Below are 18,054 nucleotides of genomic sequence, written 5' to 3' on the forward strand. Positions count from 1 at the left end.
GATGAAAACTAAAAATTTATTTTCGATAGTATTTACTGCAATACTTTTTACCTCTTGTTTTGGGCAGGATGGTGCTCCTTCTCCCGCGAGCTACAAAGAGAGTAGTAGAATATTAATAAAAGATGTGAATCTTACGATTGGAGAGTTTCTTGCAAAAGGTGAGGTAGCAGAAGCTGCAAAACATATAAAAAATAAAATGTCCGATTGTCTTGAATTGGGAGATGGGAGTAAGCTTTGTGAGGCTGGACTAAACTTTACAAGTGGTTATTTATATCAGCAAGCGGCGCTTGAAGATGTCAAAAACAGTAGCGCATATCAAAAAAGAGCGCTTACTTATTATGAAAAAGTTTTGGCTTCATATCCTGATAATAAGGCTGCTTGGTCAAATTTTATTCAGTTGATTGAATTACAGGATATTGATCCGTCAATAATCAAAAAATTAGAAGGAATGGCCAAAAGGTATCCTTCAGAACGGATTAATATTTATGTACGGATTGGTGACATGTATAAAAGTGATAATGATTTGCAAAAAGCTTGTGATTATTATCAAAAAGCATATGCAGAAGACCCATTTTCAGAAAAAGCTTGTGGTGCTATGGTAGCATTGTATACAAGATATGAGTTTTCTTGTGTCACGCGGAACAACATCAGGCAGTTAGCATTAGATTGTCAGGAAATTGATCTACCCAATTATTCAGAAGAACTTCTAAGGAAAGAACTAATCACATCTTTTAACAATAAAAAATATAAAAAGGCCTTAGAATCTTTAGTGCTATGGACTCATGTAATGGTAGATAATAACTGGCTTAATTCGAAGAAAATCAATAGATTAAAAGTTAAATTGTTTAGAGGTCAAGAAAGTGAAACCAGAGCTGAGAATATAATTTATAATGCATTAAATGAACTTCAGCGTATAATTCAGGCAGAACAAATAGAAGATATTGGTGATATCCAGTTTTGGAATGGATATAGTCCGGAAATTTATATGTCTGGTGAATGGAGTAAGATCAATCCAAAATCAGTGCTATATAAAGTTTACCACACAAAAGGAAAAAAAGCATATTTCAGAGGTGATCTAAAACAAGCTGAAACTTTTTGGCAAGCTGCACTAGATGGAGTAAGGAATTCTGATCGTGCATTTTACACCTATGTGGCATCGGATATGGCAAGATTGTATAATAATAACCCACGTTTAGATCCTTCTGACAAGAAACTAAATAAGCTTATCATCAGGCTTTTTAATATGAAAGGTGCTGCATACGGAGATAACGATCTACGAATGATCCGAAAATACCATATCACACTTGGAGGTATTTTTTATGACAAGAAGAAATGGGATGGACCTGGCGGAGCAAATGCTAAATTTCAGCTAAGCAGGGCAGTATCAAGTCGATTCGGACCAATAGTAAATCCAAAACTTAGAAGAATGTTAGGAGATGTCTACAACGAGTTAAATCAAGATAGTAATGCTATCAATGCTTATACTAAGTCTGTTGAAGATTATTTATCGCTGGATTTGATAAAAGATGCGGATAAACTTATGGGGATCACTAGAGAGAAGTATAGTACCGCAATGAATTCAAATCAGTTAAAAAAGATTAATGGAATTCAAATCATAATTGATTGGAGAAAAGAAACTAAGGACCCTAATAATGACCTGCTTAAAAATAAGGTAACCGTGACGGATTATTTGGAGAAAGTTTCTACAGCAGAAAATGAAGCTAAAAAAGCGGTATCCGATAAGTTTGTAAAACTTCAGTTTTTTAAAGGTCTTTCGGATTTAGGAGTAACGATTTCTGAGGATCGAAAGATTGATAGACAAATCATTTTAGCGAATGCATTAGGAAAGATAGATAAAGTATACCAACTATCTTCGCCAACAGATTTTAATAGAATAAAAAACATAAAAATTACTTTAGAACAAAGTGTAGCGCAGCCAAAAAGATTAGAGAGCGCACAAATGCATAAAAAAGCAAATCTATCCTATAGCACTTCAGGATCAAAATCTGGTTTCAAAACATATAGTGTTACCGCCCTTAATAAGGAAATTGTTGTTCCTGATCAATTATTTGAATTAAAGGGAGTTCTTAAGGACCATTATTCTGTAAATCAAGTAGTAAAAGAAGCGAAAATTGAAATACTTGATGGAAAATTTAAGATTAAAAATTAACCTTAAATTTTCCGTCTTAACTATAGAGGTTATTTCATATACATAAAACCCATCATATTAATTGTTTGTTTGTATGAGTCCTAAAACAAAAAGCATCAATAGTGTATATTTTGTTGATGCTTTTCAATAAACAAAATTAAATATGTTATCAATAGTTGGTTTTAAAACCCAACAAATAGAACGATTACTTTCGAATACTTATTTTGCTGAAATATGATTGTTTATTGTCTAGGATTTTTATAATATAAACACCAGTATTCAAATGTTTTAAGTCCAAAGTCGCTGATCCTCCTTTAATACTTTCCGAGTGTAATCGTTGACCAGCTAAATTATAAACCTCCACTTGAGCTGAAACCGAACCGGAAATAGTGATATTTAATAAATCAGAGTTGTTCAAAGGATTAGGATATACTAGAGGAGCCTCTTTTGCTATCCCTTCAGGGGATTTGTTATCTCCTTTAAAACGATCTCTACCGGCTAGCCATTCCATATCCCAGCGAACACCTCTTAGTAAACATCCTTCAACACCCATATCAACTCTACCTGGACACAATGGTTCATCATCCGAATCATTTATAGGTCCATTTCCGCATTGAACATCATTATATATATTGTCTCCATTATTTCTGGATCTAAATAAAGGATGTTTTTCTAATTCATCACAAATATCGACTACACTGTACTGAGTTCCATTAACAATTACTTTTTTACTACCTAAATTGTGATCAAAATTAGTACTACACCAGCAAAATCCATTAGCCTCGTAGCTATCATGCCAAGAAACTCCTCCTGGGTTTAAAGGAATATCTCCACAATCCTGTATTAAAATGAGGTGTGCTATGTTGTATTCACAATCTCCACCTGCATATCTAGCAGCTACTTGATATTCTGCATTACTTAAACCCGTAAAACTATAAGAACCAGCGTTGTCATTAACGGTAATAGGGTATGAGTTTCCTCCATCAATACTGAATTGAATTTGTGTATACGCATCAGAATCTTCGAAATTGATAATAATTTGACCATTATTGTTGGAACAACCAGGATTCGTTTGCGTAATTGAAAGTCCTCCAAAAAAATCTGAACAATCTCCACCAATAGTAGTACAAGCCAATGCAGAGACGTTCGGTCCTGTAACTACCATATAATCAATATTACCAAGTCCGGAGCTATTCGTAGCTTCAAGGCGTAGGTCTTTTACTCCAGCAGAAAGATTCACTGTTACTGATTCTGTTTCCCAAGTAGTCCAACTTCCCGTAGTATTAAAACTGATATTGTTCGCTACTGTGGATCCATCAACAACTAATTTTGCAGATCTGTTACTTGTACTGGCATATCTCCAAGTAATGGTATATGATCCAGCTGATCCATCAATTTTCCAATCTATCCCATTCCCAAGTGCGTTAGCTGTATTGACAAATCCTGTTCCTGTATGCCCATTATGATTGTTGTCAATTGAACCATCATAAGAGCAGAATCCGGTTTCCTCTTCTTGAATAGTTACTGTATTATTGTTATCAATCGTACTTTCCGATATACTAATATTCGAAATATAATAAGTTTCGGAAGCTACGCTGGTGGCACCATTGATAATTATTTCGATATTGCTGCCAGTAATATCATTAACTGAAACAGTTTTTTCAGAAAAGGCATTTACATTTTCAGAGATAACCTGTGGCGAGCCACCGTTTATAGAATAATAAATATTTAGATAGTCTGAATCCTCCATAGATCCCATGCCCTCTATATCCATAGATACTTTAAGACTTGTAGAAGCACAGGAAATATCAATGACTCCGGAACTATAGTTTACCATCTGATCGGAAATAGTAAAGTCGTTATCGGTCCAAGGAATTGAACACCCCTCAGAATCAGAAGTCACATATAGGTTTGAAATGTTTTGTTTTGTTATCCCGGGTCCTTCATAAGCTACTGACAATACATTTCCTCCGGTTTTTTCAAAAAACTGAACCTCAATTTGATGATATCCAGCTTCTAAACAAATCGTTCCAGATTCTTCACGTGCACCATGTAACCCATCATTGTCAACTACCTTAATTCCATCAATCCAAAGTGTAGAACCATCATCAGAAGTTGTATAAAACGTGTAGCTACCATCATTTGGAATATTAATATAACCATCAAAGGTTAACCCGAAATTATCTCCACTTGTAGCATTACTTAGATCAATAGATGATGCTAAACCACTTGAAACAGGTGTAAGTGAACTGAAATTAGGTAAAGAATTCCAAGAACCTTCATAATAATCATAATTTATACCACCTGTTAGATTAGAAGGCGGAGTAATAGCTGCCAAAGGTGAATTACAAGGGTTTGTTGTGGTATCTTCTAAAAACTTAAACCAATCGACATCTAATAAATACCCACTTCCTCCAGTAAATACAAAATAAATATCCTGTTCTCCACTTACTTGTGATATACTTGCTGTTAGGGTTTCCCATGATGTAAAAGATCCTGTATTGGTAACTTCTGCCGCTCCCAATAAAGTTCCGGAAACACTTCCTTGCCTTATTTCGATAGTCCCTCCTGAAGTACCACTTGATGCAGAAATTTCTATTGAATTTGCTCCAGAACCAAAGTCTACATTTTCATATTCTACCCAATCGCCATCATTTACCCAACCTACAAAAGAATTGGCAGTTCCTGTTTGTATACCTGATTGTTCACAAAAATCTTCTGCTTCTATTTGCGAAAACGCATCATGACTGTCACAAACATCTACAGTGTTTTCACAAGTTTCACTTGAATCACTTACATTGCTTGACTGAGAAACCGCACTGGTAACGTCATAATCATCTCCATTCCCATAAGAATTACAATTTGAAATTTTTCCAGTAGCTCCAGATTTAGCATAAATACCGTCTTTTGCATTATTTGCTACACAGTTATTTTTCCAATCGATATCTCTTGTAGTAAAGTTTTCACTATTTGCACCTAATCCAAAATCACCATTGTCAGTGATAATACAATCATGTACCAAATATCCTTCAGTATCTGCAGCACGTACTCCTCTGAAATAGTTTCCTGACATTTCACAATTATAGATTTCAATATCTTCACTATAAGAAATATTAATTCCATTGGCAGAAGTAGAGTTGTTAAATGTAGAGTTTCTAACAACAGCACCATAACATCTCCTTAGGTACATATTATGTGCAAAACCTTCTTTACCTGCTGTTCCGTTTTCACTAAAATCACAGTTCTCTACTAAAACATTTTTAACACCTTTAATATGCACTCCCCATCCCGTGTTGTAACAACGAACACTTGAAATTTTTACCGTATCGTGATCAGCGCCATAGGAGATAATTTCTATCCCTCCACCGTCAGATGCATTGGTACCAGTTAAAGTTAGGTTCTGAATGGTAATGTTTTTTAAGCCATTACCAGATTGAACAATCATTTTTATATTTTGAGTTGTCTTAATGGTAGTGCCGTATGTACCTGAACCTTGTAGTTTTGTGTTACTAGATATTTTAAGTGAAGAAGTAATCGTAAATGTACCAGAAGCAAGTGTTACAGTGCCACCTCCGCTAGAGCCTACATCATCGAGTGCATCCTGAATGTTCCCACCTAAAGGCACTGTTATATCAGCAGCACTTAACGAGAGGTTTATTAACAAGATAAAAACCTTTGTTATATTAATTAAATAGTTTGTTTTGTCCATAATTAAATCATTTTAATTTGTAGACATATCTCAACCTTCACTTTAGGAGGAATATTTATGTCAATTTTGTTATGCAAAAAATATTTTTTTGTTTTTCAAAATACGATTGTATCGAATTATGTTTAATTATAAATTGGTTGACCAATTTAGGAAAAAGTAAAAATAGTATACAATTTTAAAGAATCAATTAACCTTTAGAATATGTAGGTGATGATTTAGAATTCGTTTGTTATTCACTTTAATATCCCGAATAAGAACAAAATCAAATACTTTTAAATTAAATTAATTTCTAATTGTTGTAGAATACTAGTATTTTTATGTTTTGAATTATATTCATGATTCAATTAAGAATTTTTTGAAAATCAATACTTAATTTTTATATGAAAACTAACATCATCAATCTACTTCTTATTGTCCCAGCGCTTTTTATAGCCTGTAATACTGCAAAAGAAGAAAAACCTGAAGAAAAACCTCATGAATCATTAGAGGCTCCGGTTGCTAAAAAAATAGCTGAAGAGTTAAAAGCTCATGGAGATACACGGATAGATAATTATTTCTGGATGCGTCTAAGTGACGAACAGAAAAATGCAGAAACTCCAGATCCACAAACACAGGATGTATTAGACTATCTAAATGCAGAAAATGACTATAAAGATGCTGCGATGAAGCATACAGATAGTCTGCAGAAAACATTATTTGATGAAATTGTAGGACGTATCAAGAAAGACGACTCATCAGTGCCTTATAATGACAATGGATATTCTTATTACACACGATTCGAAAAAGGGATGGACTATGCTTTGTACTGCCGTAAAAAGCTGGAAGAAGGTGCCAAAGAAGAAATTATGCTTAATGGTCCGGAAATGGCTAAAGGTCTTGCTTATTTTGCATTGGGCGGTAGATCCGTTAGTCCTGACAACAAAATGATATCATATGGTATTGATACAGTATCCAGACGTAGGTATACCATTTATTTTAAAAATTTAGTTACTAATGAAATCCTTTCTGACAAACTGTTAAACACAACAGGAAGTGTGGCTTGGGCTAATGACAATAAGACGGTATTTTATACATCTAAAGATTCAACAACACTAAGAGCTAATAAAATTTACAAGCATGTATTAGGTACAGATCAATCAAAAGATGAATTGATTTTTAATGAAGAAGACGATACATTCAGCACCTTTGTGTATAAATCAAGATCCGATAAGTATATCATTAGCGGTAGTTATCAAACACTATCTACAGAATATAGATATCTGGATGCAAATACTCCAAATGGAGAGTGGAAAGTAATACAACCTAGAGAAAAAGATTTAGAGTATAGTGTTGCGCATTTTGGAGATCATTTTTATATCAGTACGAATCTGGATGCAAAAAACTTTAAGTTAGTAAAAACACCAGCTACCGCAACAACCAAGGAAAATTGGGTGGATGTAATACCGCATAGAGATGATATTTTATTGCAAGATTTTACAGTGTTTAAAAATCACCTAGTACTTAGTGAAAGAAAGGAAGGATTAAGTACAATTCGGATAAAAAAATGGAATGATGAAGACGATCATTATATTTCATTTAATGATCCGGCGTATCTTACTTATCCTACGACTAATCTGGATTTTGACACTAATATCTTACGTTATAGTTATACTTCCTTAACAACTCCTAATAGTGTTATCGATTATAATATGGATACAAAGGAACAGACAGTTTTAAAAGAGCAAGAAGTATTAGATCCTAATTTTTCTAAAGATAATTATATATCAGAGCGTTTATACGCTACAGCAAGAGATGGTGTGAAGGTTCCTATCTCATTAGTGTACAAAAAAGGAACACAGAAAAATGCACAAACACCTTTGTTATTATACTCTTATGGTTCCTACGGAAGTAGTACGGAACCGTATTTTAGTTCCACGCGTTTAAGTTTGTTGGATCGTGGTTTTGTATACGCTATAGCACATATTAGAGGTGGACAAGAAATGGGTAGATATTGGTATGAAGATGGTAAACTGCTAAAAAAGAAAAATACATTCACAGATTTTATTGATGTAGGTGATTTTTTAGTGAAAGAAGGATATACCAGTTCTGACCATATGTATGCTTATGGAGGTAGTGCTGGAGGTCTGCTAATGGGAGCAGTTTTAAATATGAAACCTGATCTTTGGAATGGAGTAGTGGCTGCTGTACCATTTGTAGATGTAATATCGACTATGATGGATGAAACCATACCTTTAACTACTTTTGAATTTGATGAGTGGGGGAATCCTAAGAATAAAGAATATTATGAGTATATGAAATCATATTCTCCGTATGATAATGTGGAAGCCAAAGATTATCCTAACATATTAATTACTACAGGTTATTGGGATAGCCAGGTACAGTATTGGGAACCTGCTAAGTGGATTGCGAAACTAAGAGAACTAAAAACAGATGATAATCTTCTAATTATGGATTGTGATATGGAAACAGGTCATGGAGGAGCATCAGGACGTTTTGAACGTTATAAAAGGACTGCTCTTAATTATGCTTTTATGTTAGATCTTGAGGGAATAGAGAAATAAACTTTTGTTTATTAAAAGATCAAAAACCAGTAAGAATCTAAATGCTTACTGGTTTTTTTATAAATTTGAAAAAAGTGGTAGAACCAATCAATAAGATTTTTAGAAAAGTAATAATTACCGTAATGTTATCGGTTCTCACATTTTCTGTTAGTCATAGCCAAATTATTCTTCAAGATACTGAAGGCAGTCTTTCCAAAAGATGGCAAATAAAAAGTGATAGTATAAAACGCTTTAAAATTGAACCCTATAAACCAGTCTATTTTTTATTAGCTAACTATACTACTGATATTAATAACTTTCCAACTAGTGACAATCCTCTCAATTCAGTAGAAGAACCTTCTGATTTTTCTGATACCGAGTTAAAATTTCAATTAAGTTTCAAAACCAGGGCAGTTAGAAATTTATTTGGAAAAAAAATAGGGGGTGATCTTTGGGTTGGGTATACTCAATCTTCTAGATGGCAGCTATATAGTGCTAATATTTCTAGACCATTTAGGGAAACTAATTATGAACCCGAATTGATGCTAGTTTTTCCTACTCCTTATAAAATTTTAGGATTGAATGGAGTATTAGCCGGTGTAGGAATAAATCATCAGAGTAATGGGAGATCGAATCCTTTATCAAGAAGCTGGAATCGAATTATATTACAGTTTGGATGGGAAAATCCTTCTTGGAGTTTTATGCTTAGACCTTGGTGGCGATTACCAGAAGATGCGGTAGAAGATAATAATCCAGGAATAGAAAACTATGTTGGTAGAACAGAGTTTTTAGCAGTTTTTTCCAAAGGAAAGCATGACATAAGTATACTAGCAAAGCATTCTCTACGTGGTGGAGATAAAAACAGAGGTAGCATACGACTAGATTATGCAATTGAGGTTTTAGGCCAACTACAGATTCACGCACAAATATTTCACGGATATGGAGAAAGTTTAATAGATTACAACCATAGTCAAACTACTTTCGGAATTGGTTTATCTCTTTTACAATGGAGATGATTTACATGCTATTATTTTAGAAATTTTTAGTATCAGTAATATATAAAAAGGCTGTCGATCATAGTGACGACAGCCTTTTCTAATACTTATTGGCTAATAAATATTTATAGTTATTTCTTTACAATAAATCGCTTTGTAATTGCTAATCCATCAGAATTAGTAAATCTAACAAAATACAATCCATCAGCGAATTGAGAAATATCAACTCCAAAAGAAGATTTTTTTGGATTTATCTTTTTCACAATAGTACCATTTGAAGAAATCATAATAATTTCATCAAATTTCCCTTCATTAATCTCAATATTTAATGTCGAAGTTGCTGGAATAGGATATAATTGGATACTCTTATCAGCTATTCTTGTGAACGATACTACTTCTGCAATTTCATCTGTATCTTCCACATTTCTTGGAGTAGTACTTCTTGCATTATCACCACTAATAATTATTTGATCAAAATATACCTGATCATTATTTACACTAGCATCGCAGCGTATACGAAATCTATTGTTCGCATTAAAATTATAAGTACCAGCATCTAGTACAATAGTATCTGTAAAGAAAGAACCATTATTAAAATCTGTTCCTGTTACATATTGACCAATCACTTCATAAGAAGAGCCATTAAAAAACTCAATAAAGTAATCTTCTCCATTTTCCATGGCATTTGCAAAGGTGTGAAATTCGATAGATACTTCTGTATTTCCTGTTAAATCAAGTATTGGTGATACTGCGTTAGATGAAGCACTATTATCACGAAGTCTAATCGAAAAATCTCCCTCGAATGCACGTGCACTATTATTAATACGAGCACAATCACTTCCTCCATCTATCCAACCTTCAAATCCTGTTTCAAAATAGTATGCTGCAATTTCGCCAGGTGTTCCGCCACCTCCATTGGTGCCTAAATTAATAGTGTAATCTTCTACTTCACCATAGGTAAACGTTTCACAAGAAGTCGGAATCGCATTATATTTCATAGAAACTCTCATTCTCACTGAAGTTTCAGAAGTTCCTGTTGGAACTGTAAATGATCCACTATTAGGAGTATCTGTAGATGGTGATTTTGAGAAAACAAGCTCTCCAGCATCATCAAAATCTCCGTTATTATTATAATCAATCCAAACGGCATATCCTTCTGCGTATACAGTACCGGTCCAGGTTGGAGTTACGGTAATCTTATATGTCTGACCTTCATTTAAATCAGTAGAAATTGAAGTAAAATCAGAATAAAACTGAGCCCCAGAAGCATTATTAATTGTATTCAATTGAACATTACTAATAAATTCATCATTTACATTAGTACTTGCAGAATCACAATAAACAGTAGAACTTCCATCTATAGTAGTAAATGAGGTAGTTGCATTTCCTGAAACATTTCCAGCTGCGTCTTCTGCATTTACAGAGGCAGTGTATGAGGTTAAAGGAGAAAGTCCTGTAACATCAAAACTGGTTGTTGTAGAGGTTCCGACTACAGAACCATCGATAGAAATAGTATATCGAGCTACCCCTACATTATCGGTAGAAGCAGTCCAGTTAAGAGTTGCTCCGCTAGATGTGATATTACTAGCTGTTAAATTTGTTGGATCAGAAGGCGCTTCTGTGTCAGGAACACCTGCTTCGATTTGGAATTTACCAACAACACCTCTTCTGCCGCCATTTACATATTCATTGATAAACCAAAACGAAGAATCATCTGATGGATCTACATCTATTTTACTATAATCTCCATATCGTGTACCAGGAATATTACCAGTTCCATTTGCTATAAGTTCTTCTGCAGTAGTCATAGTTCCTAAAGGATCAGAACTTAATCTACCTGTAAAATAAGAACTTACTCTTACTGTTGATGGAGTAGTAGGGCCCGACATAGAAGTATATCCCATCCCGATATTTCCTTGACCATCCATTGCTAAACTTGCATGCCAAGCGTGTCTTCCATCAGGAGCTGTATAAGTACCTTCTTGATATAAAGACCAAGGTTGGTTATCTCCACTTTGTCTAAATTCATACCATCGTATCGCTGCCAATTCTCCAGAACTAGCATCAGCATCTACTACAAAATTAAATACTGCAGAATTATGAGTAGCAAATTTTCTAAATTGTGCTTGGTTCATAATTGTTGCTTGTAAAGCATCAATAGATGTACCTCCTCCTGGTTGTGATAAATTAACAAAGCTTCCTCCATCAAAAACGCTAATAAAAGGTGTTGTAACAATTTCCTGTGGGCTAGAAACTGTAGAGCTTCCTGGGTTATTCCAGTTTACATCTGCTGTCCATACCTTAATATGATCTACAGATACACCACTCCATGCATTATCTTGTAAATAAACAATAGTTGCACCTCCAGGAGCTGGTAAATTACCATTGGTAACATTTAAAGCCTGAGGGCTAAAAAATCCACTAGTAACAATTCCAGGAAGGTTAAAACCAAGAATTTGTGCATTTGGATCTCCTGCTAACATAGCATCTCTTTCTAAGGCCCATAATTTATTAGTTCCACCTGTATTTTCGGTAATGTAATATCCATCACTCCAAACAGATAATTTTTGATAATCTTGTATTCCGGAGATGTTATAAACGTACCATCCAGAAGTTACTGGGTTAGGTCCATCAGAAACTGCTACCTGGGCACCTGACCCTAAAAATGATAGTACCCATCTATCCGCTGCATTATCGTAAGATGCTGTAAGATCACAGCAACCACCTGAAGGAAAAATTGCGGGGTTAGGAGATGTTTGTCCAACTAGTTGATTACCGGATTTGTCATAAATCATAAATCCAGTATTATACACAACAACTACATGATTAGGACCTACAGCAATAGAAGGATCTGTAGGTTGAGAATTTGATGTATAGGTATCAAAAACTAGACTAGCAGGAGCTCTTTGTACACTTTGCTCCATTTTACTTCGATTTTTGAAAAAATAATCGTTTTCAGTTTGTGGGTCTTTACCAGAGATAATTTGATTTCCTAATGATCTTTTATCTTTTGCTTCTCTAACCGAATTATCAGGAGGAATAAGATCATTGGGTCTTGATGCTATTGAGGAAACATATTCTACAGATGATACTTTTCCATGATAGAATGCTTTTGTTCCAGTTTGTTGTGCTTGAGTCATAAAACAGGCCATAACAAAGGCTGTTAATAATAAGAGTTTTAATTTCATTTGTGTTAATTTAAATGGTTAATTGATTTAAAATTAACTTAAATTTTAACAGCATATTGAAATTATTTCAGGTTTTTTTTTAATGAAAGGGAAGACCATATTTAGGTTGTGTCATAACCATTTATTTAGCCAGTTAGAGTTAAATCATTACTAATTTATCTTCTCTGATATACCAAAAAAAAGTTGTTAACTAATCAATAGGTTCGTTTTATATTATAACCAGTCTAAAAATAAATTTGTAACCTTTTTTGAACTCATTTTGTCCAATAAATGTGAATTCACAATCAAATAAATAATCACTTTTAAAATTAGACAAAATGATTCAGTCAAGACGAACTTTCATTCTAACTATATTTGGATGTTTAGCATATATGCTAAATACCTTTGGACAAGCTAATTATGATTTAATTAAAGCTCCTGATGGAAAAAATGTTACTATTTCTTCACTTGATAAGCATATTAAGAAAGTAATGGATTCTGCAAAAGTACCAGGACTTTCTATTGCCATTATTAATGATTCAAAAATTGTTTATCATAATGTTTTTGGGGTTACCAATACTGAAACTAAACTACCGATAATAGATGAAAGTATTTTTGAAGGAGCTTCACTTTCCAAACCCATATTTGCTTATTTCGCTATGAAAATGGTTGAAAAAGGGGTTTTGAATTTAGACAAACCATTATACCAATATTTAGAACATCCAGGAATTGCAGAAGAATCAAAAGAAGATTACAAATTAATAACAGCAAGAATGGTTTTGTCACACAGTAGTGGTTTTCCCAATCACGCTAAGGGAGAAAAAATTAAACTTCCTTTTAGACCAGGCACTGGTTTTTTATATTCTGGTGAAGGATATCAGTATCTAGCAGCTGTTATTGGAAAGTTACATGGTATAGGTGTTAAAGATGATCTTAATTCCTTATTTCAGCAAGTCGTGACCAAACCTTTTGGAATGACAAATACCACTTTTGTATGGAATGATTACCTAAGTACTCATAAAGTATTTGGTCATGATACCAATGGAAAACCTACGCAGAATAGTCCTAAAAATGGATGGTGGAGTGGTAAAACATTTAATGCATATTCTAGTTTGCATAGTGAATCCTTAGAATATGCGAGATTTATTATTGCTCTTTTAAGACAAGAAGGACTTACATCCGAAGCTTTTGATGAAATGCTAAAAGAACACACTCATTTTAAGGAAGATAACCCATTAAAAAAAGCAGTAGGACAAACAGGTTGGGGATTAGGCTTAGCGCAAAAACCTACTAAATATGGGATGATGCATTTACATACAGGTAATAATCACGATTTCCAATCTTATATGATGATGATTCCCAAAAAAAACTTTGGTATTGTGTTTTTTATGAATGGAGATAAAGCAATACCTTTCATTGAGGGGTTAAGTCGTATGATAGGGCCAATATTTTAAAACAATTAAAAATTATAAAAGATATGAATACAGTAACACAGGAAATTATATTTGGTTTGATGTTTTTCGTTTTAATTATCACTTTGGTATTCATTATTGCCAGGTATATGTACTTAATCAAAAAAGCATTAATTGAAAAAGGACAATATCAAGATCATAAAAATAATACGTTGAAATATTTAGACATTGGTTGTATTGTGTTTGGCTTAGGTGTTGGGTTATTTGTTTCTTCTATTTTCACGACTATAGAATTATCAGAAGACACTGCAGATTTATTAATATGGGGTACGATTCTAATTTTTGGTGCAGCAGGATTAATTGTCGCGCATTTTATAAGAAATAGACTTGGAAAATAGTCTTAAACATAGGGATTATGAATTAATCCGTAAGATAGGTGATGGTGATACATCTGCATTTAGACAATTAGTCTATTTATATAAAGATGTATCGCTATCACTTGCTGTTTCAATTATAAAAAATCCAGTAATAGCGGAAGATGTACTACAAGATGTTTTCATAAAAGTGTATCACAAATTACATACATTTCAATACAAAGCTTCATTTTCTACTTGGCTATATAGAATTGTTATTAATACTTGCTATAATGAACTTAAAAAGAAAAAAGACACTACAGATATACAAGATATAAGAGACACGCTGAATCTTCCTTCTGTAGATAGAGATAATATGAATGAAGCTGATCAAAAAAAGTATATAAACCTAGCATTACAGCAACTACGAGCAGATGAAGCTTTACTATTGCGTCTTTTTTACCTATGTGAGTATAAGATTAAAGAAATCGAGGAAATAACCGGCTTTAAACCATCAAAAATCAAGGTAGATCTACATAGAGGAAGAGAAAACATTCACTTTCATCTAAAACAATTACTAGGAGATGATTTAAATAATTTATTATGAAAGAAGAAAATTTAAAAAAACTTATTAGCAAAAGTACTGTCGAAACTTCTAATGATTTTATTAATAACTTAATGAACGCTATAGAAGCTCAGAAAGAAACAAAAAAAATGTCATTTAGGTTTTCCTTTAAAATGGTTTTATTAGTTTGTTCTACACTTACCCTAATTCTATCCGGTTTATTATTTAACATTTTAGGGAAAGAGAGTAGGTTATTTGATTCACTTACTGAAGACATCCCTAAAACACCCGTATTTTTGGTTATAACCTTAACATTATTGTATTATATTAATTCAATTATAAGATTAAATTATTATAATACTAAAAAGTAATTTTTGCTAAGTAAAGTTTATAAAACGGGTTAAACCTAAATGGTCTTGTCCAACAACTAAATAGACAAGACCATTTCTTATTTTACGACATATGTTAATACGCCATCTCTACAATTTCAGCAGCTATTTCTGGTGTGATATCTTGATGTTCACCCAGCGCAGTCATTCCGTGATCGGTTAGATTTTTAGCAACTTTCTGAGAAAATCCATCATAATCATCTGTATAATCCCGTAATCTAGTGTCAATACCTAAAGACTGAAAAAAGCTTTCCGTTCTCTTAATGGCTTCTCTTGCTTTTTCTTCTGTATTACCTTCTTTGATATTAAAAATTCGCTCAGCGTATTGCGCTAATTTCTCTTTTTTCTGCTCAAACTTCTTTGCATAAGCACTTGGTAGAATTACTGCTAGGGTTCTAGCATGATCAATTCCATAAAAGGCAGTCAGTTCATGTGCGATCATATGTACACTCCAATCCGTAGGAACACCTTTTTGGATATATCCATTAAGAGCCATAGTACAACACCACATAAAATTAGATGCAGCTTTATAATTACTAGGATCTTTAATTACGGTAGGAGCAATTTCTATTAAGGTTTGTAAAATTCCTTCAGAGAAACGATCCTGAAGTGGTGCATCCGCTGGATAGGTCATATATTGCTCCAGTACATGAGTATAAGCATCTACAATACCATTAGCCAATTGTCTTTTTGGAATACTGTGAACTACTGTAGGGTCACAAATTGAAAATTCTGGAAATAATCCGGGTCCCCCCATCACCATTTTTTCATTTGTTTCTGATCTACTTACCACAGCACCACTGTTCATTTCACTTCCCGTAGCAGGTAAGGTTAGTACAGTACCAAAAGGTAAGCCTTTTAATGTTCTGATTCTCTTTGCTAAAATATCCCATGGACTGTCTCCTTCATAAAGTGCTGCTGAAGATAAAAACTTCGTTCCATCAATAACAGAACCACCACCAACAGCCAGCATATAGCCGATATCTTCTTTCTTTATTACCTCTAAAGCCTTTAATAATGTAGTATATTCAGGGTTGGCTTCAATTCCGGAAAACTCTATAACATTATGATCTTTAAGAGCAGATTTTACCTGGTCATAAACTCCATTTTTCTTGATGCTTCCTCCACCGTAAAGTAATAAGACTCTCTTATCCTTCGGTACTTCTGTGGTGAGTTTCTCAATTTGTCCTTTACCAAAAATCATTTTGGTTGGTACATATAATTCAAAATTTCTCATGATTTTATATTATTATTTAAGTTGACTAAACTTTGATTTAAAATTACATATACAAATTTCAAAATAAAAAAGCACTAAATTGTTGATCTATGGTAAGAAATAACAAAATCTTACGACTTTAAGTAAATAAAACCTTATAACTTGTACGGTAATCACCGGAATTAGAATCAGATTATTTTTTAGATTTACCCCAATGATAGCGCCTATATTTCCTAAAAACGAAAAACATCGACAAATAGCTGTGGAGAAGTATGGATTATTAGATACTTTGCCAGAAGAAAGTTACGATAATATCACATCCATTATGTCATATATCTGTGATGTACCAATATCACTTATTACATTACTGGATAAAGATCGGAATTTTTTAAAATCACATCACGGAATTCCTTTTAATGAATCTCCTAGAGAAATTTCATTTTGTGGTCATGCTATCAATTCTGATGACCCAATAACTATCATAACAGATTCCAGAAAAGATAAACGGTTTAAAGGAAATCCTTTAGTCGATGAACATCAAGCTATTTTTTATGCCGGCGCACAGTTAATAGATTCTGATGGTTTTAAGTTAGGGACTTTGTGTGTGTATGACACCAAACCAAGAGAGTTAACTTCTGAACAAAAAGGTGCATTACTTGCGATGTCTAAGCAAGTTGTAAATTTGTTTGAGCAACGATATCAGAACTTAAAACTCACACAACTTCGTGATAAGCTCGAAAAAAGAAACGAAGATCTTAAAAAGTTTGCCAGTGTTGTTTCACATGATCTTAAATCCCCTTTAGCTAATATTATTTCACTTACAGAGTTGTTAGAAGATGATAACAAAGATAAACTTAATGAAGAATCTTTACAGTATTTAGAATATTTAAAGACTTCTTCTTATTCTCTAAGAGACTATATTGATGGGATTCTCAAGTTTTATAAAAGTGATGATATAATAAAAGACAGAAAAACCGAAATACAAATTAACCATTTGCTGGAAGAATTAAAGAGAATAACTGATTCTGAGCATAAAGCCAGATTTAATATTTCTTTGGATGTTGAACATATTTTCGCAAATGAAACTGCCTTAATGCAAATCCTAATCAATCTAATTACCAATGCTATTAAGTATAATTCAAAACCTGAGATAATAATTGGTATAGTTATAACAGAAGAAGAAAATTTTTACAATTTTGTGGTTAAGGATAATGGTGATGGAATTCCAAAGGGTTTTTTAGATAAAATATTTGATCTTTTTACGGTTGTTGGAGTAGAAGACAGGGACGGTAATGTTGGTACTGGTATTGGATTAGCAACTGTAAAGAAAATAGTTAAAAATTTGGGCGGAGCTATTTCTGTTACTTCTACAGAAGGAATGGGTAGCACGTTTACCTTTTCTATATCTAAAACTTAGAAGATTGCGAATTGTAAGTTTAAATAAGTTTGGTGATAGTTTTTTAAAATTCTACTATAAATACTTCCTTGTTCGTATTGAAAATATCAATTTCTTTAAGAAAGCAATTACTTAATACAGAATAGATTCTACTGAAAAAGAA

Annotated in this window: 11 protein-coding genes; 8 read left to right on the plus strand and 3 right to left on the minus strand. The window is 33.2% G+C overall.

All coding sequences use genetic code 11. From position 1 onward, the window contains the following. The first annotated feature begins 1 nt into the window (after nucleotide 1). Nucleotides 2–2,170: a hypothetical protein gene (locus Q0910_RS13225; protein WP_299217256.1), complete on the plus strand. Its 2,169-nt coding sequence runs from the start codon at nucleotides 2–4 to the stop codon at nucleotides 2,168–2,170. Between the two features lie 184 nt (nucleotides 2,171–2,354). On the opposite strand, the gene Q0910_RS13230 is transcribed toward Q0910_RS13225, so the two are convergent. Further along, nucleotides 2,355–5,858 carry a carbohydrate-binding protein gene (locus Q0910_RS13230; RefSeq protein WP_299217259.1) on the minus strand — a complete coding sequence of 1,168 codons (3,504 nt, stop codon included), beginning with the start codon at nucleotides 5,856–5,858 and terminating at the stop codon, nucleotides 2,355–2,357. 380 nt (nucleotides 5,859–6,238) lie between these two features. Here Q0910_RS13230 and Q0910_RS13235 point away from each other — a divergent pair, with 380 nt between their 5' ends. Both Q0910_RS13235 and Q0910_RS13240 read left to right on the plus strand, forming a co-directional pair. Continuing rightward, nucleotides 6,239–8,419, plus strand: coding sequence for a S9 family peptidase (locus Q0910_RS13235; protein WP_299217262.1), 2,181 nt, complete (start codon nucleotides 6,239–6,241; stop codon nucleotides 8,417–8,419). A gap of 74 nt (nucleotides 8,420–8,493) precedes the next feature. Next, the gene (locus Q0910_RS13240) at nucleotides 8,494–9,414 is read left to right on the plus strand and encodes a phospholipase A (RefSeq protein ID WP_299217265.1); all 921 of its coding nucleotides are present in this window, start codon (nucleotides 8,494–8,496) and stop codon (nucleotides 9,412–9,414) included. Nucleotides 9,415–9,524: 110 nt separating this feature from the next. On the opposite strand, the gene Q0910_RS13245 is transcribed toward Q0910_RS13240, so the two are convergent. Further along, nucleotides 9,525–12,581 (minus strand): GEVED domain-containing protein, encoded by a 3,057-nt coding sequence (locus tag Q0910_RS13245; protein WP_299217268.1) that lies wholly within the window; start codon nucleotides 12,579–12,581, stop codon nucleotides 9,525–9,527. Between the two features lie 317 nt (nucleotides 12,582–12,898). Between Q0910_RS13245 and Q0910_RS13250 the strand changes: the two genes are divergently transcribed. The 4 genes from Q0910_RS13250 to Q0910_RS13265 are packed head-to-tail and all read left to right on the plus strand — an operon-like array spanning nucleotide 12,899 to nucleotide 15,261. Further along, nucleotides 12,899–14,014, plus strand: coding sequence for a serine hydrolase domain-containing protein (locus Q0910_RS13250; protein WP_299217271.1), 1,116 nt, complete (start codon nucleotides 12,899–12,901; stop codon nucleotides 14,012–14,014). Between the two features lie 23 nt (nucleotides 14,015–14,037). Then, the gene (locus tag Q0910_RS13255) at nucleotides 14,038–14,370 is read left to right on the plus strand and encodes a DUF6249 domain-containing protein (RefSeq protein ID WP_299217274.1); all 333 of its coding nucleotides are present in this window, start codon (nucleotides 14,038–14,040) and stop codon (nucleotides 14,368–14,370) included. Then, a complete protein-coding gene (locus tag Q0910_RS13260; protein ID WP_299217277.1) occupies nucleotides 14,360–14,932 on the plus strand; it encodes an RNA polymerase sigma factor in 573 nt (190 codons plus the stop codon). The genes Q0910_RS13255 and Q0910_RS13260 overlap by 11 nt, the downstream gene beginning before the upstream one ends. Then, nucleotides 14,929–15,261 (plus strand): hypothetical protein, encoded by a 333-nt coding sequence (locus Q0910_RS13265; RefSeq protein WP_299217279.1) that lies wholly within the window; start codon nucleotides 14,929–14,931, stop codon nucleotides 15,259–15,261. Before Q0910_RS13260 ends, Q0910_RS13265 begins: the two co-directional genes overlap by 4 nt. Nucleotides 15,262–15,355: 94 nt before the next feature. Here the strand turns inward: Q0910_RS13265 and Q0910_RS13270 are convergent, their stop codons facing one another. Next, complete coding sequence (locus tag Q0910_RS13270) at nucleotides 15,356–16,516, minus strand: iron-containing alcohol dehydrogenase (RefSeq protein ID WP_299217282.1); 1,161 nt, start codon at nucleotides 16,514–16,516, stop codon at nucleotides 15,356–15,358. Between the two features lie 193 nt (nucleotides 16,517–16,709). On the opposite strand from Q0910_RS13270, the gene Q0910_RS13275 reads away from it, so the two are divergent. Continuing rightward, on the plus strand, nucleotides 16,710–17,912 hold the full coding sequence (locus tag Q0910_RS13275) for a GAF domain-containing sensor histidine kinase (RefSeq protein ID WP_299217284.1): 1,203 nt from the start codon (nucleotides 16,710–16,712) through the stop codon (nucleotides 17,910–17,912). Nucleotides 17,913–18,054: the final 142 nt, after the last annotated feature.

It is taken from the genome of uncultured Aquimarina sp. (assembly GCF_947495315.1).
Lineage (GTDB): Bacteria > Bacteroidota > Bacteroidia > Flavobacteriales > Flavobacteriaceae > Aquimarina.

What these genes read in the sequence shown, in the direction of transcription:
- Q0910_RS13245 (WP_299217268.1), bottom strand. Translation starts at nt 12,581, where the DNA reads ATGAAATTAAAACTCTTATTATTAACAGCCTTTGTTATGGCCTGTTTT.
- Q0910_RS13250 (WP_299217271.1), top strand. Translation starts at nt 12,899, where the DNA reads ATGATTCAGTCAAGACGAACTTTCATTCTAACTATATTTGGATGTTTA.
- Q0910_RS13270 (WP_299217282.1), bottom strand. Translation starts at nt 16,516, where the DNA reads ATGAGAAATTTTGAATTATATGTACCAACCAAAATGATTTTTGGTAAA.
- Q0910_RS13230 (WP_299217259.1), bottom strand. Translation starts at nt 5,858, where the DNA reads ATGGACAAAACAAACTATTTAATTAATATAACAAAGGTTTTTATCTTG.
- Q0910_RS13275 (WP_299217284.1), top strand. Translation starts at nt 16,710, where the DNA reads ATGATAGCGCCTATATTTCCTAAAAACGAAAAACATCGACAAATAGCT.
- Q0910_RS13225 (WP_299217256.1), top strand. Translation starts at nt 2, where the DNA reads ATGAAAACTAAAAATTTATTTTCGATAGTATTTACTGCAATACTTTTT.
- Q0910_RS13255 (WP_299217274.1), top strand. Translation starts at nt 14,038, where the DNA reads ATGAATACAGTAACACAGGAAATTATATTTGGTTTGATGTTTTTCGTT.
- Q0910_RS13265 (WP_299217279.1), top strand. Translation starts at nt 14,929, where the DNA reads ATGAAAGAAGAAAATTTAAAAAAACTTATTAGCAAAAGTACTGTCGAA.
- Q0910_RS13235 (WP_299217262.1), top strand. Translation starts at nt 6,239, where the DNA reads ATGAAAACTAACATCATCAATCTACTTCTTATTGTCCCAGCGCTTTTT.